We start from the raw sequence: 23,106 nt of genomic DNA, 5'->3' as shown, positions 1-23,106 counted from the left end.
GGCTTCAAGCCTCCTTTTTTATTGCGGGCAAAGATTACTCTTCTTCGCTGCCGCCTACGATGCAGTCCTGACGCTTCTTGCCAGTTTCTTCCAGGTACAGCTGGAATTCTTTAGGCAGACGGCCGGTAGTAGAGCCGTACCAGGTTACAGTGTCGCCAGCTTTGGTTACGTATTCAAAGTTATGCTTGCTAACGTTACGACGCTTCTTTGGCAGAGCGTCTTCGGAACCGCCCAGGTCGGACAGGGACAGGCCCTTCTCTTCCAGCATTTTGCGAATCTGCTCGATGCTTTCAGCTTTTTCCTTGTTCTTTTCTTCCGCAGCTTGCTGCTCAGCACGCTTCTCGTCAATCAGAGCCTGCATGCGTTCAACAATGCGCTCCATGTCTTCAAGGTGTACATCTTTGAACAGGCCACGCATACGAGTTTTGCTGGACAGACGATGCATGATTTCTTCAAACATATTCATGATATATTACCTTTATTAAAATCTTGAATGAGCGTTATTGGTATTCTGTCCTGACAGCAATCAAATAATCAGAAGCCTGTCCGCTAATGGTGGCTCATAAATTGATCTGATTTATGTATTCAATTCAATACTTGGTCAAGGCGAATAATTTTTCTGGAAGTTCCCAATACGGCTGGATAGTCCTAAAAAAATCATTAATTGTCAACTTGATTGATTGGATTTTGGTTGGAAAGCATAAAATTTTATTAATAATGTTTGTTTATACCGCTTATTGGAAAAATGTATTAGGAGTGTATCAATCAGTGTTGAGCTACTTTTACAAGCGGTCACGTATTGTTGGTGATGTGTTACCTCGTGAACAGGGCATCTATTAATTAAAAATCTGGATAAAATGTCATGGATGGAATGATCTTTTTTGAAGGGTATCTTTTTTCTTCGCCAGTTTTACTCTGGATGGCTTTGTTTCTAGGGACATTTGTTCTTGAAGATGCCGCTATTGTTGCTGGTGTGATGCTTGTCCTGCAGGAGGGAATATCTGAGTTTGGAGGGTTTTCTGCTCTGCTTCTTGGTATTGTGGTTGGCGATATCCTTCTTTATACCCTGGGGGCATGGTCATCTTCTTTAAAGCTTTTGCAGCACTGGAAACAAAAGCATGCATCACAAAAAATCGGAGGCTGGTTAAAAGAGAATGCACTGTTAACGATTCTTTTGGTGCGCTTTGCCCCCGGTTTGCGTTTACCTTGTTATTTATCCTGTGGGTGGTTTTCGATTCCCTTAAAAGTGTTTATCTTGGGGGTAAGTGTTGCCGGTTGTTTGTGGATGCTGCTGGTTTATGGGGGACTGCTGTACGGAGGGAAGAATCTCTGGAACTCTTCACAAGCTGCGCTCTGGTTGAATAAGTTCGGCATTGATCCCGATATCGGGAAGTGGGTTCTACTGCCACTGGTGGCGGCTGTTTTGTACATGATGCAATGGTGTATGAAATTCGCGATCAGGGCTTATCTGGAGCGAAGGAATGCAGGGAAGCAGGGATGATCAACTGATTGAGCAGGCAATAAAACCAACTTTTGCGGCTAAACGCTCCCATGTGGGAATGCCGCCGCTGGTAAAAAAGAGCTCTCGATCCATTGCGTATTTTGAATTCTGGCCAACCTTTATTGTCTATTTACCCATATTCTTTTTGTGGCTTTATAAAGCCTTACGCTTCCGTGGTTTAACGGTTCCTCTTTCTGCTAATCCCGGATTTCATCTTGGTGGGCTGGTTGGTGAATCCAAGGCTGAAAATTTTCTGCAAGCCGGCTTGTATGCGAGCCAGTTTATTGCGCCATGGTGTCGGATTATTAATAACAGATCCGATATTCAGGCCACCACAAAGCTGGCCGCAAAGGAAATGAAGGAAGCCGGGTTGTCTTATCCCATTATTGCCAAGCCGGATATGGGATGCCGTGGCGAAGGCGTCAGGATTATCAGAGCTTCTGCTCAGCTTGAAGAGTACTTTCAGGATTTTCCAAATAGGGAAACGGTTATTCTGCAGGAACTCATCCCCTGGGAGCCTGAAGCCGGCATTTTTTATATTCGTCATCCTGGTGAGTCTCGAGGGCAGATCTTTTCCTTAACCTTAAAGTACCAGCCTTATGTTTATGGCAATGGAGTAGATACATTAAGAACACTTATCGAGGCTGACCCACGAGCGGGAAAGCTCACGCACCTGTATCTGAAACGGCATAAAAATTATCTCGATGATGTTTTGGAGCAAGGGCAGCCATTTCGGCTGGCTTTTGCCGGAAGTCATAGCCGTGGGGCGATTTTCAAGGATGGTCGCCGCCTGATTACAGAAGAGTTGACCACAGCGTTTGACCAGATCTGTAAGGATATTGATGGCTTTTACTTTGGCCGGTTCGATGTGCGCTTTGCCAATGAGCACAGCTTAAAAGAAGGCAAAGAGCTGCGTATTGTTGAGATTAATGGGATCAGTAGTGAGGCGGCCCATATCTGGGATGCGGACTCATCACTCACTGAGGTGTATAGAACACTGTTCTCACAATACAACACCTTGTTTGAGATCGGTGCGGTGAATCGGAGCAAAGGCCATAAGGCTGGATCGGTTGCGCAGATTATAAAAGGTCTGGTCCGTGAGCTTTGGGTAGGCAGGCAGTATCCGGATACAGAATAAGCGGCGCTGTTAAATTCCGTACTGAATCCTAAGCTATATCTTTATGGGTAGATGTAAAAAACAGGAAGTGTGCGCCAGGGAGGCAAACATGAAATCCATAGTTCGAGTCATTCTCTGTCTGTATATCGCGTTTGTGTTTATACAGTCGCTATTTTTCAAGTTTACCGGTGCACCGGAGACGGTTCATATTTTCGGTACTCTCGGAGCCTGGTCCGGCTTTGACTGGTTTGGAGAATATGGGGCCTGGGGCGTTGGAATTTTTGAATTGGTCGCGGCGGTGTTTCTGTTATTTGGCTTTCGCTTAGTCGGCGCACTGATGGCTGCCGGTACCATGGCGGGAGCCGTCTTTTTCCATTTGTTTACACCTCTGGGCATAAATATGCCGGTATTTGATGAGCGTGGAAATATCGTTGGCGATGATGGCGGTTTGCTGTTTGTGAATGCCTGTGCCGTATTGCTGGCCTCACTTATCGTTATCGTTATGGAGCTTCACGACCAGGATCAGGAAGTCTAAGCAGCTTCCATGCTTTAGCTAATAAAAATAATAATAAGGCTGCATATGTCCGGCACATCCCCTTTCCAGCTGACCTATCAAGGTCGCCGTAGCTGGATCATCAAAATTCTTGAGCACATCACTGGCTTAAGTCATCTCGATAAGCTGTATAGAAAGCATATCCATAATGAGAAAAATGGACGCTTTGTGGTTAAGGCTTTGGAGGTTCTGGGTATTCATAGCCGGCAGGCTGGTGAATCTATCTCTACCCGTAAAGGAGAGCCTTTGGTTGTCGTTGCTAACCATCCTTTTGGTGGCGCCGAAGGGCTGATTCTTATGGATGCCCTTTTGCAATGCAGACCGGATGTGAAAGTCTTATCCAATGAATTTTTAAATCGACTGCCCGAGCTGAAAGATCTGTTTATTGGTGTGGATATCTTTAGTGATTCCTCGTATTCGGTAACCCGAGAGCAGAGAATAGCCGCAAACCAGCGCTCCGTTGAGGAGGCGGCCAGCTGGGTTCAAGCAGGTGGAGCCCTGATTATTTTTCCTGCCGGACAGGTCGCTGCCTGGAATTGGCAAAGCAAAACAATAGAGGAGGCACCATGGCGGCATGCGGCCAGTCGAATTATTCAAACGTCGAAAGCTGCGGTCTTACCGATTTACTTTGAAGGGCGTAATAGCTGGTTCTTTCATGGCCTTGGAACTGTTCACCCTGTATTGCGAACGCTGTGGCTGGTTCGAGAGCTGACTAATAAGAAGAGTAAACCGATCTCTTGGCGTGCAGGTGCTATTGAGCCATACCATTATTTCAAGAGCTTGGACTCTGAAGTGATGCTGACCAAGACTCTGCGGACAAAAACCTTTCTATTGAAAGAAGGTTTAGTCGCAGATTCTGACAGCTCTGAGTCTTTCCCTTCGGAAGAGCAAGAAAGCATTACAGCCCCACTTAACACCAGACTCCTGCAGCAGGATATCGATAGTCTGCCACTTTCATCCTTGTTGTTAAGTAAAAGTGATTATGAGGTCTGGTGCTGTAAGTCAGACGAGATTCCTTACGTGCTTCAAGAGATTGGTCGGTTGCGAGAGGTGACCTTCAGGCAAGTCGGTGAAGGCACCGGCAGAAGCTCCGATCTGGATGAATTTGATAGCTATTACCTTCATATATTTGTCTGGAATCGCAAAGAACAGGGCGTTGTTGGTGCATACCGTTTGGGGCAGGTGGATTGCATCCTCCGTGACATAGGTGTTCAAGGATTGTACTCCCGCAGTCTGTTCCAGTTTGATGAATGTTTCCTTGAAAAGCTGGGACCCGCCGTGGAAATGGGACGCTCCTTTGTGCGGCCGGAATACCAGAAAAGCCTGATGGCTTTGCAATTATTATGGAAAGGGATTGGGCAGTGGATTAGTCGGAACCCTCAGTATTCAACGTTATTTGGTCCAGTCAGTATCAGTAGCGATTATCAGGAGCTTTCACGCCGTCTTATGGTGATGGCTTTTGAGAGCAATAAAACGGATAGCGAACTGGCTGCTTTGGTAAAGCCGCTAACTCCTTTCACTGTTCATCAGGAAAGCGCACTATGCCGGGAGATGCTTGCCGGTATAACCGATATGCAGGAGTTATCGGGACAGGTACGAGCGCTGGAGCAGGGCAATGATATTCCGGTGCTTTTGAAGCAGTATCTAAAGCTTAACGGATTATTTGTTGGCTTTAATCTGGATGCGCAGTTCTCGGATGCACTGGATGGGCTTATCGTTGTTGATCTGTTGAAAAGCGATCGCAAGAGTGTTGTCCGGTATTTAGGCGAAGAGGGATATCAGCGGATTTTGGATGCTGATGCTTCGTCGCGTAGTGTTGATGTAGCCTCGCACGTAGATTGATATTGCAGGGTTGCCGGGGCTACGCCAAAACGGTCTGGCAGGGTTTTATCATGCTCCTGGAAAAGTATTTTCAGAATCGCCATATGGTGAATAGTATGATTCTGAAGGAATAGGAGTTCCCTGATTAGAGTTGTCTCTATTGTGGCATTGCGTTGTTGGCAGCCATCAACGGCACATGTTAGAGAGAGTGCCTTGTCGCCCTCTGAGCAAAGCGTATCAAGTTGTAGAGTGATATCGTGCAGAGTCGAGAGTGCTTCCCCAAGCGAACTCTCCAATCTTTTATTTCGTGGGCGCTGGTCGTAACAGAGAACACCTGTCGTAAGGCTACCGAATAGCATCTGATAGTGTTCAAGGATATGGCGAACCTGCTCTCCAGCCGAGTAGCGAGTTTGTGGGTGAATCAATAAAAACAGAGGCTCTGTTAATTCGCTTAGAAAGCTCTCCAAGTCAGACAGTGTTGTCTTGTTGCCTTGAACCGCCATTGTTATCGACATAAATATCTTTATTGATTGTTTCTATCACAGACTAGTGTGAAGCCTTTAAATAGTCACCCTTGTTCCATAAATCTATCTGCGTGCAGAAATAGTGGCATGAACTAATCTGGGTTTGGCTTTGAGCGAGGAGATTTCCATGAGCACGCCAAATATCAAGGTTAAATCGTTGTTCCTCATCTGCAGCTTTGCTGCGATCCCTGTGATCTGTAATGCTGCAGACAGTTCTAATTCTCCGGCACCCAAAAAACCAATAGCAGACTGGACCTGTGCGGATTTTCTGGCCCTTCAAAATAACTTCAAACCTTATGCTGTTGGTTATGCTGCTGCCTATAGCCAGTCTGGGAAACTTGAGGATCAGGACTTTGATGTGGATGGCGTGGATACCATTACGCCTTATGTCATCACAGTATGTGAGCAGGACAAAAAGGCATCGTTCTGGAGTAAGGTAAAAGAAAAGGCCGATCAGCTCGGGACTGATGTGAAAAAGGCAATGTGAGATGAGAAGGTAAGACATCTTGCTCTTCCTGCTGGAAGAGCAAGATCTGGCTAAGAGATAAAATTAGCCTTTAAAGAGATTTTGATAGACGTAGTTAGTCGCATCAATAAAGCCGGGAACGCTGCCACAGTCAAAGCGGTTGCCCTTGAAGCGGTAAGCCAGCACACAACCCTGTTGAGCCTGAGTCAGAATAGCATCGGTGATCTGTACTTCACCATTCTTGCCAGGAGGAGTCTGCTCAAGAATATCAAAAATATCAGGCGTCAGGATGTAACGCCCAATAACCGCAAGGTTGCTTGGTGCATCTTCTTTGGCCGGTTTCTCCACCATATCGGTGACGCGAATAATATTATCGCTGATGGCTTCACCAGCAATAACACCGTATTTATGAATCTCATCTTCAGGCACTTCTTCAACCGCAACTATCGTGCAACGGAATTGATTGAACAGTGCTGCCATCTGGGCGAGTACGCCTGGACCTTCCGGGTTAATACACAGGTCATCCGCCAGTACGACACCAAAGGGGTTATCACCAACCAGGGAACGGCCGGTCAGGATGGCATGGCCCAACCCCTTCATTTCGTGCTGTCGTGTGTAGTTGAAGGTACAGGCAGACATCAGCTCACGAATGCTGGAAAGACGCTGTTCTTTACCACTTCCGGCAATTTCTTTTTCCAGCTCATAGTTGATGTCAAAGTGGTCTTCGATAGCTCTTTTGGTTCGCCCTGTGACAAAGCCCATATCCGCAACACCGGCATTCATTGCCTCTTCCACGGCATACTGAATGAGCGGCTTATCCACAACCGGCATCATCTCCTTGGGCATGGATTTGGTTGCTGGTAGAAAACGGGTACCGTAGCCGGCTACCGGGAAAAGACATTTTTTGAGCATGAGCTGTGTCGCTTCCTTGTCAATGTTGCTGCTTATTATATGCAGAATAACCATGATCGGGTGGCAGACGATGAATGATTTGTCTCCAAATAACAAGGTGGCTTTCAGGGTGAATTACTGACCCGTAATAAAAGAGTCATAAAAAATTTATAAAAATGCAGAGGTATTCAACAAAGATAAGAACAGTCTGCTATGAAAACCCCTACAAAATTAACACTGGCTGTGGCCATTACTTCAGCCTCCATTCTTTCCGGATGTGCTCAGCTTGGCTTATCTACTGATAATCAAGCTTCTACCGTTTCTGCTCCGGCAGATATGACGATTGTTGGCCGTTATGCTTCAGGTCAATACCATGAAGGGGCAGCTGAAATTGTTGCCTGGCATGGTGCAAGTCAGTCGGTTTTTGTGGTGAATGCCGCATCGGGAACCGTTGATCAGTTAGATGTGTCCCGCCTCAATGGCGAAGCTTTATCCAGTCAACTGTTAGCTTCCAATATCCCACTGAAAAGTTCGTTAAAGGTGCAGAAGGATATTCCTGAATTGGCGTTGGGTGATGCCAATAGTGTTTCTGTTCAGGGTAAGCGCATGGTTGTTGCGTTACAAAATAAAGATAAACAAGCTGCCGGTATTGTTGCGTTCTATCAGCTTGATAAGTCTGGTACTCCAACATTTGATGGTTACGTCACTGTTGGCGCTTTACCGGATATGGTGACATTCACCCCAGATGGTCGTTATGTACTGAGTGCCAATGAAGGCGAGCCTTCCAAGGATTACAAGAATGATCCGGAAGGTTCGATCAGCATCATTGATGTTGCCAAAAAGACTGTACGTACAGCGGATTTTAAAGCCTTTAATAAAGGTGCAAGCCGTGCGAGTGAACTACCTCAGGATGTGCGAATCTTTGGGCGTAATGCCTCAGTCGCGCAGGATCTGGAACCGGAATATATCACTGTCTCTGCGGATTCATCCAAAGCCTGGGTTTCCCTTCAGGAAAACAATGCCTTTGCCATTGTTGATATAATAAACGCTGAAATAGAGAAGATTGCCGCGCTTGGTTTCAAGGATTACGGGCGCAACCCTATTGATGCCAGTAATAAAGACAAGGCTGTCAATATCCAGCCATGGTCGGGTGTTTATGGCATGTATCAGCCAGATACCATTACCTCTTTTTCCAGTAACGGGAAAACCTTTATCGTTTCCGCTAATGAAGGCGATGCCCGAGATTACTGGTATTCAGCAGCAGACAAGAGCACCTGTCTGGCCACTGGCGGTTTGAAGTTTGATGATGAAGATGGCTGCCTGGGGTTCAGTGAAGAGAAACGTGCCGGCAAGCTCAAGGTGAGTGCTGTGCATCCCCATGCTGCGGATGTCGCAGATAAAGCCAAGCTGGGTCGTCTGAAAGTCACCACAACTCTGGGTGACAGCAATAACGACGGTGAGTATGAAAAACTCTACTCCTACGGTGCGCGTTCTTTCTCAATTTGGGATGAAGACGGTGGTCTGGTATTCGATTCCGGCTCCGATTTTGAACGTATTACCGCAGAGGTTCTGGGGAAGGACTTCAACAACAATGATGATAAAACCAAAGGTGACAGTCGCAGCGATGACAAAGGCCCTGAGCCGGAAGCTGTAGCGGTTGGTGAGGTTGATGGCCGCACCTATGCCTTTATCGGGCTTGAGCGTACTGGCGGAATCTTTATGTACGATGTGAGTAATCCGCTGCAGCCGGAATATATCCGTTATGTACATAACCGGGACTTTAGCGTTGATGCTAAAAAAGATACCGCTAATGCAGGCGATCTTTCGCCAGAAGGTATGGCTTTTGTGAAAGCAGAAGAAAGCCCCACGGGTAACGCCTTATTGATCGTCGGTCATGAAGTATCTGGCACAACAACCATCTATGAAGTGAAGTAACCCTCAGCAATTACGCCTTTGGTTGTTTCTGCTTAAAGGAAACAGCCAAAGGCGTTGTTAATTTTGCATTGTAATGAAAATCATTCTCATTATAATTTCTGAAAAATTATTAATTAATCAAGGAGGGGATAATAATGGGAGTCTTTAAGAAGACAGTTCTGGCCGTTGCTGCTGCATCATTTCTTGCAGGTTGTAGTCAGGAAGAACAAACAACTCAGGCTGCAGCTGAAGTTCAAACAGAGCAAACTGTTCAGACAGAGAACAAGATCAAAACTGCAGACGTTATTAATAATTATGCAGACCTTGCTCACGCCACGTTTGCCGACTCTCTGAAAACGGCAAAAGAACTGCGCACAGCTCTTCAGACTCTTGTTGATAACCCCACTCAGGAAAACCTGGATAAAGCCCAAAGCGCCTGGCTGGCTGCACGGGTTCCTTACCAGCAGAGTGAAGTCTACCGTTTTGGTAATCCGGTTGTTGATGACTGGGAAGGTCAGTTGAATGCCTGGCCACTGGATGAAGGCCTGATTGATTATGTCGATGCCGGTAAGTACGACAGTGAGCTTGGTAATGTGGGCGCAACCGCCAATATTATTGCCAACACCTCACTGAACGTAGGTACTGAGAATCTGGATATCTCCAGCATTACTCCTGAGCTGCTGGCCAGCCTGAATGAGCTGGGTGGTAGCGAGGCCAACGTTGCTACTGGCTACCATGCTATCGAATTCCTTCTGTGGGGACAGGATCTGAATGGTACTGAAGCTGGTGCTGGTCAACGCAGCGTCAGCGATTATGCCAAAGGTGATGATTGCACCAATGGAAACTGTGAGCGTCGTGGTGAGTACCTGATCGCAGCCGCTGATCTGCTGGTGGCTGATCTCGAGTACATGGTGGGCCAGTGGGAAGCAGGTTCTGCCGATAACTATCGTCAAACTTTCATTGCCCTTAAGGAAGAAGAATCCCTGCGTCGTATGCTGTTTGGTATGGGCAGCCTGGCGCTGGGCGAGCTGGCGGGTGAGCGTATGAAGGTCGCTCTGGAAGCCGGTTCTACTGAAGACGAGCACGATTGCTTCAGTGATAACACGCACAACTCCCACTTCTATAACGCTAAAGGCATTCAGAATGTCTTTACCGGCAGCTTCACCACATCAACGGGTGATGTGGTTTCCGGCCCATCTCTGCAAGATATGCTGGGTGAGGCGAATACAGATGCTCAGAACCGCATTTCCGGAATGTTCGGTGACAGCGAAAAAGCACTGATGGCTCTGGTTGAATCAGCAGAAAATGGCCAGGCTTTTGATCAGCTGATTGCCGCCGGTAACGATCAGGGCAATGCTCTGGTGAAAAACGCCATCGACGCTTTGGTTCAAGAAACTTCCGGTATCGAAGAGCTGGCTCGTACTATCGGGATTCAAAACCTGAACCCTGATACGGCTGACCACACCTTCTGATAGAATTCAGAGACAAAAGCCACTCAAAGCCGCCTGACTCTCGGGCGGCTTTGTGATTTTGTTATAGAAATATAAAGTCGTATAAAAACAGTCAGACAATAATTATGAAATGCCGCCTGATCCCAGCTTTCGCTGTGGCTTCTCTTATCGCAGCGGGTCTTGTCACTACCGGCTGCGATCTAATATTTCCTCCAAAGCCAGATCCAACAGAACACCTTTCCGGCGGTGCGACCACAGTCTTTGATGTCAGCCGTAATGCTTATTCTCTACCCGCTGCCAATCTTGGCTTTGCAGGCCAGCTGGATTTTAAAGTCGGCAACAGTTTCTTTAAAAACCCCTGGGTTGAATCACCGGCCTCAACAACCGCACGGGATGGTCTTGGTCCGTTAATGAATACCAATGGGTGTCAGAACTGCCATATCAAAGATGGGCGAGGCCATGCACCGCTTGAAAATGATATACACGCGGTTTCAATGCTGATCCGGCTCAGTCGTCCGGCAAGTTCGACTGAGGAGGAAGAACGGATTCGTACTCACGGTGTGCTTCCAGACCCGATCTATGGTGGGCAGTTGCAGGATTTTGCGATTCCGGGAGTTAAACCGGAAGGGCAGATTAATGTTGAGTATAAGACCAAAATCGTTCAACTGGAGGGTGGCGAAGAGGTGGAGCTGCGTGAGCCAGCCTTCTCATTAGTAAATCCAGGCTATGGTGCGTTTGCAGGCGACCTACAGATATCTCCCCGTGTTGCTCCACCGATGATCGGTCTTGGTCTGCTGGAAGCTGTTGCGGAGCAGGATATATTGGCTCAGGCCGACCCGGATGACAGCAATGATGATGGCATATCCGGCCGAGCCAACTGGGTTAAGAGTGAACGCGCTAAAGAGCCTGTGCTTGGCCGGTTTGGCTGGAAGGCTGGTATGCCGACCCTGGAGCAACAAAATGCCGGAGCCTTTGCCGGCGATATGGGAATTACCTCCACACTGTTCCGTGATGATTGCACAGCACCTCAGACAGAGTGCTTGAATGCACCTGATGGCGGTGAACATGAAGTGACGGACAAAATCCTTGGGCATGTGACGTTTTATACCCAGCATCTGGCCGTCCCGGGGCGTAGGGATGTGGCTGATCCACAGGTTCTGAAAGGTAAGCAGCTGTTTATAGGCAGTCAATGTGGCAGTTGCCACACGCCGTCCTATACCACTCAGGACAAAGCGGCTACGCCACAGCTGGCAGGCCAGAAAATCTGGCCATATACCGATATGCTTTTGCACGATATGGGCGAAGATCTTGCAGACAACCGCCCTGAGTTTCTGGCCAATGGGCAGGAGTGGCGGACACCTCCATTGTGGGGTATCGGGTTGGCACAAACGGTTAGCAAAGAAGCGACCTTCCTGCATGATGGTCGGGCAAGAACGCTGCTGGAAGCGGTACTCTGGCATGGTGGTGAAGCACAAAAATCCAGAGATCTGGTCGTAGCCATGTTGCCTTCGGAAAGAAAAGCTTTGCTACGGTTCCTTGAATCCCTGTAACGTAACTGCCAGCGTTAATAAAAACATAACGAAATAAAACAACCAGATCATGAAGCCAGTTGTAAACAACAGCACCTTCTCCGGACGGGTAATGACAGGGCGTAAGTCGCTCCTGTCCCAGTGTTTGTGCCTGGGCCTGTGCAGCGTTTTTCTGTTGTCCGGTTGCCAGCCTAAGCCCCCATCCAGTGAGTTGCAGCTTGCTGAAAGCACAACAGCCGTTGCTCAGCCACTTTATAACGATCTGGTTGTCGGCCTGAAAGAGTTCCACAGCAGTGCGAGCTCGTTTTGTTCTGCTCCCTCTGCTGGTGGCCTTGCTGGCGTTCAGCAGCAATGGCATCAGAGTATGTTGAACTGGCAATCTGCCAGTGTCGTTAACTTTGGCCCTGTGACCATGGACAGCATGGCCTGGAAGTTCCAGTTCTGGCCGGATAAGAAGAACCTGATACACCGGAAAGTGGAATCAGAAATTCGTCGTGGAAGTCAAAGTGAAGCAGGTTGGACGCCTGCTTCCATAGGGAAGGTCAGTGTCGTTTCCCGGGGCTTTGGTGCGGCCGAATATCTGCTCTTTGACCCTGAAGCCAAGGAAAAGATTGCCGAGCCTGTGCGCTGTGAATATCTGCAGGTTGTGATTCAGGATATGCAGCGTAATGCCGAGCGTCTGAGCCGTTGGTGGCAACAGGGCGAAGATCGCTATCCGGAAGAGTTGAAGGCACTGGCTGATGCTGTTCCCGCCACGGAAGAAAGTTACCCACAGGTTAGCGCGTTGCTGGTCAGCAGCCTGCATACCACTCTGGAAACAGCTATCCGCAAACTCTCCATGCCCCTTGGGAAAACCGACCAGCATGGTAATCCCTATATGTCGGAGTCCTGGCGCAGTGGTTATTCCCTGGATAATCTCCGAGCCGTGATAGCCTCAACCCGCAAGCTTTATGAAGGCGGTGAAGGTTACGGCCTTGATGAACGCCTGGCATCTGTCGATGAAGAATCCCGTCAACTGGCTGAAGAAATCAGTATTGCCTACGACGAGGTAGATAAAATTCTGGCTTCAAAGCCGCTCGAAAATATCTCCTTGAAAGATGCTGTTGTGGATCCAGAGCGTCGTGAGGTCTTGTCGTCTCTGTTATTTGGTATAAGCCGTATAAAGAATCTTTTTGCCGGCAAGGTGCCGGACAAGCTGGGGATTCCGCTTGGCTTTAATTCCAATGATGGTGATTAGCCTCTAACGCATAAAATGCATAAAACGCATACATAGCAACGATGAGTTTATCTGTTGTCACCCGTCGTCAGTTTATCTCTGGGCTGTTAATAAGCGGTGCTGCAGGCGCGGGTGGAAGTCTTCTTTCCGGCTGCGGTCGGACTGCCAACACACCGTTGCTGAGTGTGGCACGCAATCGAAAGGGTGATTATTCGATTCGGATATTTTCCGGCGAAGTCTTCCAGCAATTTACCTTGCCGATTCCTGCCCGGGCTCATGGAATTAGCCTTCATCCTTTGGGTCAAACCGCTGTTTGTCATGACCGCCGCCCTGGGCGGCGTATGTATGTAGTCGATCTGGAAACACGTTCCCTGATTCATACCTTATCAGCTGAAGATAACCGGCATTTCTTTGGGCACGGTGTGTTCAGTCCTGATGGTGACTGGCTGTATACCACAGAAAATAATTATGAAAGTGGCCATGGGGTTATCGGGGTTTATAACACGGTGACCTGGAAGCGAGAAGCTGAACTGTCCTCCCATGGAGTGGGGTGTCATCAGCTCTGCCTGCATCCTGATGGAAAAACCTTGGTGGTGGCCAATGGTGGAATACTGACTCACCCTGAGACCCCAAGAAAGAAGCTGAATCTGGATACCATGTTTCCCTCACTGAGTTATGTGGATCGTCAGACGGGAGAGCTGCTGGAAGAGCAGCGCTTTGGTCATCACCAGTTAAGCATACGGCATCTTGATGTTTCACCCGATGGAACCGTTGTGTTTGGTGCTCAGTACCAAGGCGAGAAAACAGATATCCATCCGCTGGTTGGAATGCATCGACGGGGCGAGTCTGTACAGGCAATGAACGGTTCTGATGAGCATTGGTTAAGTCTGGGGCAGTATGTGGCGAGTGTTGCCTGTTTTCCGGATAACCAGACAGCGGTGATTACTTCCCCTCGCGGCAATATTGTTCAGTTCTGGGATCTGGCCAGTCGTTCTTTGTTGAGACGCTTTCCTGTGCGTGATGTGGCCGGTATCGCGGTGACAGGTGTAAACAGCGCCATCGTCAGCAACGGTCTGGGAGAGCTGATCAGTTATCAGCGGGTGGGGGATGATGTGAGTGAAACTTCAAGAATCCACTATCCCGATACCAGTTGGGATAATCATATGATCTCAGCCTGACTCCTCAGCACTCCCTAATCAAAGCGCTGGAAGGCCGGCAGCCCGTAAAGCCTTTTTAGTACAAGGGCACTGTCCAAGCGGCTTGCCACAGGGGCCTCGAACATTAGCCGCACCAAGTGCGATTTGTGCACCCAGCAATAACAGGCCTGTCGTGGTAATGGCTGTCCCCGCTATCAAATTCCCTGCCCCAACGGTCTCGACCAGATCACTGAACCAGCTTTGGTCTGGTGATGCGATATTTATTGCTGTTACAGCCTCTTCTTTGGGGTGGAGAGTAAGAGATTGCTGGTTAATCCCAACATGCCCAAGCAGACTCTTCCAGCGAGCGGCTATGTTTTGTTCTTCCGTCTCTCTTGTCGTTTCTATCACCAGTTCAAGGTGGTGCCAGTAACCACTTCTTACCGCAGGGTATCGAACGCCAAGTACCAAAACCCGGTTAGGGCTGATAGAAGAAAGTGGATCGGTAGCCTGCAGGATGGAAAACAGGGTATGGCCGCTATCGTGCTCCTGTTTGGTTTCGAGGCTGGCATAGCTGCGATCCAATTCATCGTGAATATGATTGCCTGTTGTCAGGTCGGTTGAGGTGGTGATGGTTAGGGAAGAGGCTCCTTCGCAACCGCTGCAGTGATAAATATGTTGCCAGCCAGTTGAGGTCTTTTGTACAGCAGCGGCACGCCAGAACTGCCCAGACAGGAAAAAGCCTGGCTGTTCTTTCTCAATCGCTGAAACAGCTATGGGAAATAAGAAAACAAGAGTTGTGAGCAGTGTGAGCTTGAGCCACACAAACAGCTTGCCTGATCCAAAGCCTGCCATCATGGGATCCCTGAATATCGTTGTAATTAGATATTAAGGTCTCAAAAGTAGTGCAGAATCCGGCGGTTTGCAGAGCCTCTTATTACAGCTACGGTTGAAGCTTTGGCGGTGTGGACAGACATTGTGGAACCGCAACAGCCAGAAGTTCTGGCCACTGTTCCAGCCAGCCATCCGAGTGGTCAGCCCCTTTCACTTCCATCCCTTTGATGCAGTCCTGCTTGCCAAACCAGGTGCGGTAAGCGGCATAGACTTCAGGAGGAATGACAGAGTCTTCAGAGCCGAAGAAGTGCAGCTGTGGTACATCATCCAGCTCCCGAGTGTTTTTTACCGGACTCAAAGCGGCAGGCATAAAGGAAACATTATGGAGACGGTTCACATAAGCCGGGTCAAGGTTGCCGGCAACAGTGCGGATGGCGGAGATATCCCGTCGCTCGACAGCTGCCAAAAGAGCCAGAGCGGCACCACCGGAAAAGCCGACCAGTTCCAGCTTCTCATAAGCCCCTTTGCTCTTAAGGGAATCAAGAACCTGATTGATGGAATCCACAGCCTGTTGGCTATAGCGAAGGTCGGTCCAGATACTGATAGAGCAGTTCTGGCTCATCACATACTGGCAGGGGCGGGCTATATAGGCTTTGTCCGATACCGGGTCTGCAGCCATCAAATTCAGGGACAAAGGATTGTCTGGGGTCGGGTCTGAAGAAGGGCGATTACGTCTGGCCCAGGCTTTGCCGTCACCTTCAATATAAACACGCAGGGTTTTCTGCTGGCCAGGCATTATCTGCAGGGTTTGCAGCTGGAAATCGCCGCCTTGGATAACCTCTGCAGACGCATTAATTGATTGCGCCTTTTGCTGAATAAAAGCCGAATGATTCTGCTTCCCGGTACATCCTGCCAGTACAAGGCTAAATACAGTTAGAGCAGCAAAAAATGGAAGGCGATGTACAAGCATTGAAGATCACATTCCCTGTTATTGTTTTGTTATTGTCGTTCAATCTTATCATCGCCTTAGAAAGAATTCTTGGTCAGCTCTGCTTCAGAAGTTTGACCGAAACGTTATCAGGTTGGCTGAAAGGCAAGGCTCTGGCCTGTGAGCTTTTCTCTTCAATCATCTTTTCCAGCAGGTTGCTGGCGACGCCAATGGCAAGGCGACCGGTGAGTGCCCCGGCAATAGCACCTAGCAGGGGCACAGGGTGGCAGGCCGATTCACCAATATAAGAGGAAAGGCTCAATGCCAGCGCCATAGGCACAGCCTGTGCCATATCCCGCATAGACGCAGCATCTTCACTGCCTGCCGCAATCTTCACGGATTCTTTCACCAGATATATGGAGCCTGTCACCAGAGCACTGGAGACCCACAAAGGAACACCTGGATATTTTGAAGTAAGCATATAAGTCGCTGCTGTACTCACGCCACCGGTCACGGCCCCATCAAAAGCAGCAGTTGCCACTTCCGCCTTGTCTTTCTCATCCCAGTTCCATGGATGTTTGCCGTCATAGGCAGATTTGTACGTCACTGTAATAACAGCCTCAACACCGGCACCCAGCATGGCACCGGCCAAGGCCTGTCGAAGAAGATGGTCGCGCCAGTCTGTATAAGAGTTGGCGTTGTTCATCCGACGGGTGATAACTTCTGGGCTGGGAGCGGAAGGATCCTGAGTGGCATCAGCATATTTCTTCGCGGCATCGGCTGCCTTGCTTGCAGCCGGAGTTATGTTTTTGGCACCCCGTTTCTCTCTCCCCGTGGCTGCCGCGACATTGAAAATAATGTCCTGAATATCGCTTTTGGATTTCTGCTCAATCTTGTCGATCAGGACGTTGATATCACTGAGGTTATCCCGGGATACCCCTTTGATGGTTTTTTCATCCAGTACATCGGCCAGACCATCATAGAGTGCTTTGGTCAGAAGAAACTTTTTTCCATCAGGGTTGCTTCTCAGATCGATATTGATCTGTTTCAGCACATCAACCAGTTGCTCTCCCAGAGGCGCTTTGCCACCAAGCCCGAGCCAGCCCCATGAAAACCATCCTCCGTCGCGGGTCTGGGCTTTGGCTGGTTTTTCCTTGTCGTGAACGGCATGCCAGATTGCGCGGGATACCGCTGCGTTTTCAACAAAGCCCCACAGGTTGCTCATCTGGTTGCGCAGAAGATTATTGTATTGATGGTAAAGACCATCAGTGTCTTCTTGCATTGGCAGATCATAGACTGGCAGCGCTGGTGGTAGCTCTCCATCGGCTGCTGAAGCCTGCCGTGATGAGCTGAGCGCAACGGCCAGAACAAGAGCAACAACAAGGCCGGCTAATGGATAGACGAACAGAGATGAAGCATCAGCTGCTTTTGCACTGCTGGTGGCTGTTCCTGATGAGCTGATGGCTTTTTCTAATGAGCTGGTGGCCCCTGACATAGCCAGTCCCCCGATACTGACGAATTAACCGGAGAAGAAATAGTTCAGCTGGTATAGGCGTGCAAGGCGGTTTTGTTACTGCTTGTGAGGTCTTGGAGGAGGTTTGTAATGCCTCCTCGTTTTGTCTCCGAGAAGGCACTGGGAAGGTATGGCTCAAGGTTGATCAGGCTGCGGAAATAGCATTGCCCATTTGATGTTTTGTGGTTTGGTTGGCTGCTGCCAGAATGGCTTTGAGTGAGGCCAGAACGATATCCTTGTCGATACCAACACCACAGAATCTCTGGCCATCGATACTGGCATGCACATAGCTGGCGGCTTTAGCATTGGAGCCATTGCCAAGGGCATGCTCGCTGTAATCGAGAATATCCAGCTGCACGCCAAGCTGTTCCAGCCCGGAAGCGAAGGCTTCCATGGGGCCCTGGCCGTTTCTGGCAATTGTCACCGTCCCTTTTTCTGTTATCAGCTCAACCTTTACAAACTCGCCGCCATCCTTGCGTTCAAGGCGATAGCCGCCAATCTGCAGGTTAGGGTTGGATGGCATAAAGTGCTTCTGGAAAATATCCCAAATCTGGTTGGCTGAAATCTCAGCAGAGGCATTTTCGGCTTCCGACTGCACAGCTGCCGAAAGGGCAATCTGTAACCAGCGTGGAAGCTGAAGCCCTTGTTCTTGTTCAAGAACAAAAGCCACTCCGCCCTTGCCGGACTGACTGTTGATACGAATGACTTCCTGATAGTCACGACCAATATCCGCTGGATCGATCGGCAGATAAGCCACATCCCAGATATCGTCTTCTTCCCGCTGGTTCAGACATTTGCGGATAGCATCCTGGTGGCTGCCGGAGAAGGCGGTGTAAACCAGTTCACCAAACCATGGATGGCGAGGATGCACCGGAAGGCTGGTGCACTCGGTATAGATGCGAATAATCTCATCGGAGCAAGACAAGTCCAGCTGTGGATCAATACCCTGGCTATAGAGGTTCATGGCCATGGTGATAATGTCCATATTACCGGTGCGCTCGCCATTTCCGAACAGTGTGCCTTCCACCCGATCGGCACCGGCCATAATCGCCAGTTCAGCGGCGGCTACCGCACAGCCCCGATCGTTATGGGTATGCACGCTGCAGATCGCGGATTCCCGGTTATCGAGGTGCTCAATAAACCACTCAATCTGATCGGCAAAAATATTCGGAGTGGACATCTCGACAGTGGCAGGCAGGTTCAGGATCACCGGCTTCTCAGGTGTTGGCTGCCAGATAGCCATGACTGCATTGCAAACCTCGGCGGCAAAATCCATCTCGGTTCCGGTAAAGCTTTCCGGAGAGTACTGGAACACCCATTCGGTATCCGGGTGTTTGGCGGCTTCGGCAGCGACCAGTCGGGCACCTTCCTCGGCAATCGCAAGAATACCGGCACGGTCTCTCTGGAAGACCTGCTCTCGCTGTACCTTGGACGTGGAGTTATAAACATGCACAACAGCCCTGCGACAACCTTGCAGGGCCTCAAAGGTGCGGGCAATCAAATGTTCACGAGCCTGAGTCAGTACCTGAATGGTGACATCTTCAGGAATCATCCCGTCATCAATAATCTTGCGGACAAAATCAAAGTCCGGGGTTGAGGCGGCAGGAAAGCCTACCTCAATTTCCTTAAAGCCAATATTGACCAGCAGCTGGAAGAGCTGGCATTTCTGCTCAACAGTCATGGGCTCAATAAGGGCCTGATTACCATCACGTAGATCAACGCTACACCAGAGAGGCGCCTTCTCTATGGTGTTATCAGGCCAGCGGCGGTCAGTCTTTTTCATGGCAGGAAAAGGCTGATACCGGGTGTGATCAAAACGGGATTGTGATGGTTTCATAGTCGCGACCCTAAAATCAGGAAGGCTGGCTTCCTGATGAAGCCAGCCTTCTGGAATTCTGTTGTTCTTCAGCCTTGTGGGCTTGAAATCAAGGGTCCTGGTGAGACCTGCGATAGCTTTCGGCGCTTGTGGCGTGTCAGCAAACCTCATGTCCTATGAGGTGTCACTTTTGGCGACGGGAAAATAATAGCGAAAGAGTCCGGGTGAATGATTGCGAAGATTTCATTGTTTTCGGTCAATTTATTAAATTTATGCCAATATATTATTATTTTGTGATATTAAATTGCTCCAATCGCTAAATGGTGGCTATCAATGAAATTCGATCGCTATGATTTGAAGATTTTGGAAGAGTTGCAGAAGAATGCCCGGATAACCAATCAGGAGCTGGCTGATCGCATTGGGCTGTCGCCATCGCCCTGCCTGAGACGAGTTAAGGCACTTGAGGAGAGTGGCATCATCCGGGATCAGGTGACCCGGCTCAAGGCCTCTGCTCTTGGCCTGAAGCTGTGCGCGTTTATCCATATCAGCATGGACCGGCATACCCCGGAGCGTTTCGAGAACTTTGAACGGCATATCCGGGAATATCCAGAGGTGATTGAGTGTCATCTGATTACCGGTCAGAGCGCCGACTATATGCTCAAGGTGATGGTTCCGGATATGGAGTATTATCAGGAATTCCTGCTGAACAAGATTACTCCTTTGGAAGGTGTAACAGGAGCTCATTCAAGCTTCGTGTTACGTAATCCTGTTAACCGAACCGAGCTGCCTCTTACGCATTTGGGACACTGAGTCACTGATCCAGATAAATATGCTGGAGCAGTTCATCAGCATCCAGACGGCGGCTGGTGTCCTTTGTCAGGGTACGGGACAAGAAGTCAGCAAGATCCGGCATGGATTGCAGAACCTGTTTTTTGCTGATCTTATCGGCGTAGCTATCAATGAATCGCTGTTCTCCCTCTCTTACGCTCGGGACAATATTGTCAGGAAGACTGGAAGCCTCCGGAAGAACGCTGTTGGCTATCAATGAAAGTGCGGTTGCTCCCAGATTCCAGATATCCGCTATCTTGGAGGCTGGCTGATTCTTCTTGATTTCCGGTGCTGCCCAACGTCGGTCAAAGATAGATGGCGTGGCTTTTTCACTCCAACCGCTCCAGCCTCCCACACGACCAGCGGTTTCAAAATCAATCAACCGGACGTCACCTGTATTGTTGATAACAAAGTTATCCGGCTTCACATCAAAGTGTACGTAGCCAACCTTGTGCAGATCGCTGATAGCCTTGGTCGCACCATGCACCATGGAACGCAGTTCTTCTTCGCGGCTGGCAGGAAGGGCGGATAGTGGACGTCCACCATCTTCTATTAACACCACAAGCTTGGCTTTGTTCGAGCCTGCTTTCTCAACCCAATAATCTTCAACATGGGCAATGGCAGAAGCTCCCCGTCGTTTAAGGCTACGCATAATCGCGGCTTCACGGGTGAGGTAGGCATAACGCTCATGGCCGCCACGTGGGTCATCACTGAGCAGCGGTGCTTCCTTTCTGATAAAGGTTTTTCCGTCGGAACGGCGCTTAACTCTGCTGACACTGCCAACGACCCGGCCAGAGTTAAAAACCTGCTCCGTCTCATAGGAACCATGGCTGCTGGCAAGATCAATGATCGAACCAAGAGTGGTATCTACCAGTTTGTAGACAACCTGATACAGCATAATTTCCGCCAGTTGTCCTAGCTCGTAAGGGATGCGGTATTGGGATGAAGTGGTGCGGTAGTCAGCCATCACGGGTGAGACTTTATGGCTCTCTGATACCGTTAAGTCACCCGGTGCACCCGGAATCATTGAACGATTGTTGTGTAATGTCAGGTAGGTGGGTGTGTCTGTATCGTCATCCATAACCAGCTGACGCAGTTGACCATCCGATGTCATCGGTGTCAGTTCCGGCAGCGGCTGGCAATAGGCATCACTGTTCTCAAGTTTGGTGGTGATGCATTTGAGCCCAGCCGTAGAAAGAGCGCTGAACAGGCTGCTGGAATAGCTGTCCTGCTTCCAGCTGGAGTGCAGCCATTGCCCGAGGAATGCTTGCCCATCACCGGTTTTGGGATAGATCAGTAAAGGCTTCTGCCAGCCAAACAAATAGCTGTTGGCATGATGCTTCTCAAAGGTGATTCCCGTTTCGTTATCAAGCGTGATACGAATACCATCAATACCATTGTCGATAGCTGAATTCACCAGCTCTCCCATTGCAGTTTGCCAGGGAGACTTGAGTTGGTCGGTATCCACCTTTTGGAATGGTGTCAGGTAGAGAATATTTTTATCGACACTCTGAGTCTCGTGAGTGCTTAACAGGTAATCCGCAAACAGGGCGTGGTCCAGAGTCTGCGGCATAAACAGCGGCATCCGGCCACGGTGTTTGTGACCGCTGATCGTTTCTACCTTCTCCCAGCCGTGCTTTGCTATCTGCATGGTTTTAGGCAGTAGATAAGTCCCGTAATACCAGAGCCGCATTGTCAGTGGCAGACCGGTGTAAACCGCGCGCATCATCATTCCATGACCCATGTAATGAATGGAATGATGCAGTGCGAGCTGCATAAGGTTGTGCATCACTTTGCGATACACAACTTCGGACCCAGCTCTGAGCAGCAGAGATACCAAGGTATCTGGCAGTGTTATGCCGGGGATCAGGATATTTGTGCCGTTGTAGTGAAGGCTGACACCAGCGGGTGTGCTGTGAATATCAAACTCACTCAGACTTGAGCTTTCTGATGTTAGTGCCAGTGATGGGTGGCCGCTTGTGGAACGTGTATAGGTATGCGGCAGCGCGTTATCCGAACTGTTGTGGACGTCTTGAGCCAATGCTCCCGCTGTTATCAACAGCAAAAGCAAAGTCAGATAGCGCCGCGTAATGCCCAAAATCTTCTCCGCCAAAAAAAGTCCGAAAAAAATACAGGTCGAGATGAACGGTCGTGAAGGATAGCCGAGCAAAGCACGGAGAACGGGCGGGAACACCTTTCGTAACATTTTTACTGCGAACATAAGGTGTTGTTTCACAGTTCGTCACCGGCTGAGGCCCTGAACCAGACGGGTGTTACCAGCGTATAAAGACAAATAGCCTGATGGGAGACAGCCTGTGAAAGAGGTATTGATTATCGGCGGTTGCGGCGGGATTGGCTCGGCTTTGGTGGACTCATTTCTGGCTCCGGAAGAACCCTGTCAGGTTCATGCTACATGGTGTCATCAACGACCAACAAAACAGCATGAACGGCTCAAATGGTATCTCGCTGATGTAACCGATGAGGCTGCCATTGAGAAACTGTCCGGGCAGTTTGAACATCTGGATTACCTGATCAATGCCGTTGGGGTTCTGCACAACGGCATGGGAGAGCCAGAAAAGAATATCAGTCAGGTGAAGCCGGAATTTTTTCTGATGAATCTTAGCTTTAACGCCATGCCCACCCTGCTGCTGGCCAAGCATTTTAAAAAGGTGCTGAAACCCGTAAAAAACAGCGTATTTGCGACCATCTCGGCTAAGGTTGGCAGTATTGAGGATAATCGCCTTGGCGGCTGGTACAGCTATCGGGCATCCAAGGCGGCTTTGAATATGGTCCTCAAGAACCTCAGTATTGAATGGCAACGGGAGTTGCCGGAGTGTTGTGTTGCTGCCTTGCATCCCGGAACAACAGATACCGCTTTGTCGAAACCCTTTCAGGCGCGTGTACCCGCCGACAAGCTATTTTCTCCAGCGACCAGTGCGCATTGTCTGACCACGGTCCTGTCAAAATTAACACCTAAAGACAGCGGCCGGTTCTGGTCATGGGATGGCAGCCAATTGCCCTGGTAATGGCTGCTTTCCAAAATCTTTTCCTTTCTGCGGATTTTCGGT

Annotated in this window: 20 protein-coding genes; 12 read left to right on the top strand and 8 right to left on the bottom strand. The window is 49.3% G+C overall.

The annotated features are described in order from the left end of the window. Positions 1-34 precede the first annotated feature (34 nt). A complete protein-coding gene (locus EHSB41UT_RS20330) occupies positions 35-466 on the bottom strand; it encodes an H-NS histone family protein (protein WP_087112707.1) in 432 nt (143 codons plus the stop codon). Positions 467-862: 396 nt separating this feature from the next. Here EHSB41UT_RS20330 and EHSB41UT_RS20325 point away from each other — a divergent pair, with 396 nt between their 5' ends. The 4 genes from EHSB41UT_RS20325 (at position 863) to EHSB41UT_RS20310 (ending at position 5,013) form a co-directional block, all read left to right on the top strand. Beyond that, positions 863-1,501, top strand: coding sequence for a DedA family protein (locus EHSB41UT_RS20325; RefSeq protein ID WP_087112706.1), 639 nt, complete (start codon positions 863-865; stop codon positions 1,499-1,501). Next, positions 1,482-2,639, top strand: a complete 1,158-nt coding sequence (locus EHSB41UT_RS20320) for an ATP-grasp domain-containing protein (protein ID WP_087112705.1) — start codon at positions 1,482-1,484, stop codon at positions 2,637-2,639. Before EHSB41UT_RS20325 ends, EHSB41UT_RS20320 begins: the two co-directional genes overlap by 20 nt. Positions 2,640-2,727: 88 nt before the next feature. Further along, a complete protein-coding gene (locus EHSB41UT_RS20315; protein WP_087112704.1) occupies positions 2,728-3,153 on the top strand; it encodes a hypothetical protein in 426 nt (141 codons plus the stop codon). A gap of 45 nt (positions 3,154-3,198) precedes the next feature. Then, on the top strand, positions 3,199-5,013 hold the full coding sequence (locus tag EHSB41UT_RS20310) for a lysophospholipid acyltransferase family protein (RefSeq protein ID WP_087112703.1): 1,815 nt from the start codon (positions 3,199-3,201) through the stop codon (positions 5,011-5,013). Here EHSB41UT_RS20310 and EHSB41UT_RS24525 read toward each other — a convergent pair. Next, the gene (locus tag EHSB41UT_RS24525; protein WP_133060598.1) at positions 4,950-5,507 is read right to left on the bottom strand and encodes a DinB family protein; all 558 of its coding nucleotides are present in this window, start codon (positions 5,505-5,507) and stop codon (positions 4,950-4,952) included. The genes EHSB41UT_RS20310 and EHSB41UT_RS24525 overlap by 64 nt on opposite strands. Positions 5,508-5,643: 136 nt before the next feature. On the opposite strand from EHSB41UT_RS24525, the gene hdeA reads away from it, so the two are divergent. Next, a complete protein-coding gene (gene hdeA, locus EHSB41UT_RS20305; RefSeq protein ID WP_087112702.1) occupies positions 5,644-6,003 on the top strand; it encodes an acid-activated periplasmic chaperone HdeA in 360 nt (119 codons plus the stop codon). Between the two features lie 63 nt (positions 6,004-6,066). On the opposite strand, the gene galU is transcribed toward hdeA, so the two are convergent. After that, positions 6,067-6,894: a UTP--glucose-1-phosphate uridylyltransferase GalU gene (galU, locus tag EHSB41UT_RS20300; RefSeq protein ID WP_087112772.1), complete on the bottom strand. Its 828-nt coding sequence runs from the start codon at positions 6,892-6,894 to the stop codon at positions 6,067-6,069. 192 nt (positions 6,895-7,086) lie between these two features. Here galU and EHSB41UT_RS20295 point away from each other — a divergent pair, with 192 nt between their 5' ends. The 5 genes from EHSB41UT_RS20295 (at position 7,087) to EHSB41UT_RS20275 (ending at position 14,161) form a co-directional block, all read left to right on the top strand. Then, on the top strand, positions 7,087-8,808 hold the full coding sequence (locus EHSB41UT_RS20295) for a choice-of-anchor I family protein (protein ID WP_087112701.1): 1,722 nt from the start codon (positions 7,087-7,089) through the stop codon (positions 8,806-8,808). Between the two features lie 134 nt (positions 8,809-8,942). After that, positions 8,943-10,259 (top strand): imelysin family protein, encoded by a 1,317-nt coding sequence (locus tag EHSB41UT_RS20290; protein ID WP_087112700.1) that lies wholly within the window; start codon positions 8,943-8,945, stop codon positions 10,257-10,259. A gap of 134 nt (positions 10,260-10,393) precedes the next feature. Further along, positions 10,394-11,788 (top strand): di-heme oxidoreductase family protein, encoded by a 1,395-nt coding sequence (locus EHSB41UT_RS20285; protein WP_242667373.1) that lies wholly within the window; start codon positions 10,394-10,396, stop codon positions 11,786-11,788. 49 nt (positions 11,789-11,837) lie between these two features. Next, positions 11,838-13,004, top strand: coding sequence for an imelysin family protein (locus EHSB41UT_RS20280; protein ID WP_087112698.1), 1,167 nt, complete (start codon positions 11,838-11,840; stop codon positions 13,002-13,004). Between the two features lie 41 nt (positions 13,005-13,045). Next, positions 13,046-14,161, top strand: coding sequence for a DUF1513 domain-containing protein (locus EHSB41UT_RS20275; protein ID WP_087112697.1), 1,116 nt, complete (start codon positions 13,046-13,048; stop codon positions 14,159-14,161). An 18-nt stretch (positions 14,162-14,179) separates the two neighbouring features. Here EHSB41UT_RS20275 and EHSB41UT_RS20270 read toward each other — a convergent pair whose 3' ends face one another. The 4 genes from EHSB41UT_RS20270 to leuA all read right to left on the bottom strand — a co-directional run bounded on the left by EHSB41UT_RS20270 (position 14,180) and on the right by leuA (position 19,231). Then, a complete protein-coding gene (locus tag EHSB41UT_RS20270; protein WP_133060597.1) occupies positions 14,180-14,977 on the bottom strand; it encodes a hypothetical protein in 798 nt (265 codons plus the stop codon). An 85-nt stretch (positions 14,978-15,062) separates the two neighbouring features. After that, the gene (locus EHSB41UT_RS20265; RefSeq protein ID WP_087112695.1) at positions 15,063-15,923 is read right to left on the bottom strand and encodes a hypothetical protein; all 861 of its coding nucleotides are present in this window, start codon (positions 15,921-15,923) and stop codon (positions 15,063-15,065) included. A gap of 73 nt (positions 15,924-15,996) precedes the next feature. Next, on the bottom strand, positions 15,997-17,376 hold the full coding sequence (locus EHSB41UT_RS20260) for a hypothetical protein (protein WP_087112694.1): 1,380 nt from the start codon (positions 17,374-17,376) through the stop codon (positions 15,997-15,999). Positions 17,377-17,539: 163 nt separating this feature from the next. Beyond that, a complete protein-coding gene (gene leuA / locus EHSB41UT_RS20255; protein ID WP_087112693.1) occupies positions 17,540-19,231 on the bottom strand; it encodes a 2-isopropylmalate synthase in 1,692 nt (563 codons plus the stop codon). 312 nt (positions 19,232-19,543) lie between these two features. Here leuA and EHSB41UT_RS20250 point away from each other — a divergent pair, with 312 nt between their 5' ends. Next, positions 19,544-20,020 carry an Lrp/AsnC family transcriptional regulator gene (locus EHSB41UT_RS20250; protein ID WP_087112692.1) on the top strand — a complete coding sequence of 159 codons (477 nt, stop codon included), beginning with the start codon at positions 19,544-19,546 and terminating at the stop codon, positions 20,018-20,020. A gap of 1 nt (position 20,021) precedes the next feature. On the opposite strand, the gene EHSB41UT_RS20245 is transcribed toward EHSB41UT_RS20250, so the two are convergent. Continuing rightward, the gene (locus EHSB41UT_RS20245) at positions 20,022-22,136 is read right to left on the bottom strand and encodes a protein kinase domain-containing protein (RefSeq protein WP_165767355.1); all 2,115 of its coding nucleotides are present in this window, start codon (positions 22,134-22,136) and stop codon (positions 20,022-20,024) included. A 217-nt stretch (positions 22,137-22,353) separates the two neighbouring features. Between EHSB41UT_RS20245 and EHSB41UT_RS20240 the strand changes: the two genes are divergently transcribed. Beyond that, on the top strand, positions 22,354-23,064 hold the full coding sequence (locus tag EHSB41UT_RS20240; protein ID WP_087112690.1) for an SDR family oxidoreductase: 711 nt from the start codon (positions 22,354-22,356) through the stop codon (positions 23,062-23,064). Positions 23,065-23,106 lie beyond the last annotated feature (42 nt).

It is taken from the genome of Parendozoicomonas haliclonae, assembly GCF_900174585.1.
GTDB lineage: Bacteria > Pseudomonadota > Gammaproteobacteria > Pseudomonadales > Endozoicomonadaceae > Sansalvadorimonas > Sansalvadorimonas haliclonae.
The sequence above is the reverse complement of the archived record's forward strand: the minus strand, read 5'-3'. Positions and strand labels throughout refer to the sequence as shown.

Excerpts from the sequence above, each read along its gene's own strand:
- EHSB41UT_RS20290 (WP_087112700.1), top strand. The coding sequence starts at position 8,943 with ATGGGAGTCTTTAAGAAGACAGTTCTGGCCGTTGCTGCTGCATCATTT.
- hdeA (WP_087112702.1), top strand. The coding sequence starts at position 5,644 with ATGAGCACGCCAAATATCAAGGTTAAATCGTTGTTCCTCATCTGCAGC.
- EHSB41UT_RS20315 (WP_087112704.1), top strand. The coding sequence starts at position 2,728 with ATGAAATCCATAGTTCGAGTCATTCTCTGTCTGTATATCGCGTTTGTG.
- galU (WP_087112772.1), bottom strand. The coding sequence starts at position 6,894 with ATGCTCAAAAAATGTCTTTTCCCGGTAGCCGGCTACGGTACCCGTTTT.
- EHSB41UT_RS20295 (WP_087112701.1), top strand. The coding sequence starts at position 7,087 with ATGAAAACCCCTACAAAATTAACACTGGCTGTGGCCATTACTTCAGCC.
- EHSB41UT_RS20320 (WP_087112705.1), top strand. The coding sequence starts at position 1,482 with ATGCAGGGAAGCAGGGATGATCAACTGATTGAGCAGGCAATAAAACCA.
- EHSB41UT_RS20310 (WP_087112703.1), top strand. The coding sequence starts at position 3,199 with ATGTCCGGCACATCCCCTTTCCAGCTGACCTATCAAGGTCGCCGTAGC.
- EHSB41UT_RS20325 (WP_087112706.1), top strand. The coding sequence starts at position 863 with ATGGATGGAATGATCTTTTTTGAAGGGTATCTTTTTTCTTCGCCAGTT.
- EHSB41UT_RS20260 (WP_087112694.1), bottom strand. The coding sequence starts at position 17,376 with ATGTCAGGGGCCACCAGCTCATTAGAAAAAGCCATCAGCTCATCAGGA.
- EHSB41UT_RS20265 (WP_087112695.1), bottom strand. The coding sequence starts at position 15,923 with ATGCTTGTACATCGCCTTCCATTTTTTGCTGCTCTAACTGTATTTAGC.
- EHSB41UT_RS20270 (WP_133060597.1), bottom strand. The coding sequence starts at position 14,977 with ATGATGGCAGGCTTTGGATCAGGCAAGCTGTTTGTGTGGCTCAAGCTC.
- EHSB41UT_RS20275 (WP_087112697.1), top strand. The coding sequence starts at position 13,046 with ATGAGTTTATCTGTTGTCACCCGTCGTCAGTTTATCTCTGGGCTGTTA.
- EHSB41UT_RS20330 (WP_087112707.1), bottom strand. The coding sequence starts at position 466 with ATGAATATGTTTGAAGAAATCATGCATCGTCTGTCCAGCAAAACTCGT.
- EHSB41UT_RS24525 (WP_133060598.1), bottom strand. The coding sequence starts at position 5,507 with ATGTCGATAACAATGGCGGTTCAAGGCAACAAGACAACACTGTCTGAC.
- EHSB41UT_RS20280 (WP_087112698.1), top strand. The coding sequence starts at position 11,838 with ATGAAGCCAGTTGTAAACAACAGCACCTTCTCCGGACGGGTAATGACA.
- EHSB41UT_RS20250 (WP_087112692.1), top strand. The coding sequence starts at position 19,544 with ATGAAATTCGATCGCTATGATTTGAAGATTTTGGAAGAGTTGCAGAAG.
- leuA (WP_087112693.1), bottom strand. The coding sequence starts at position 19,231 with ATGAAACCATCACAATCCCGTTTTGATCACACCCGGTATCAGCCTTTT.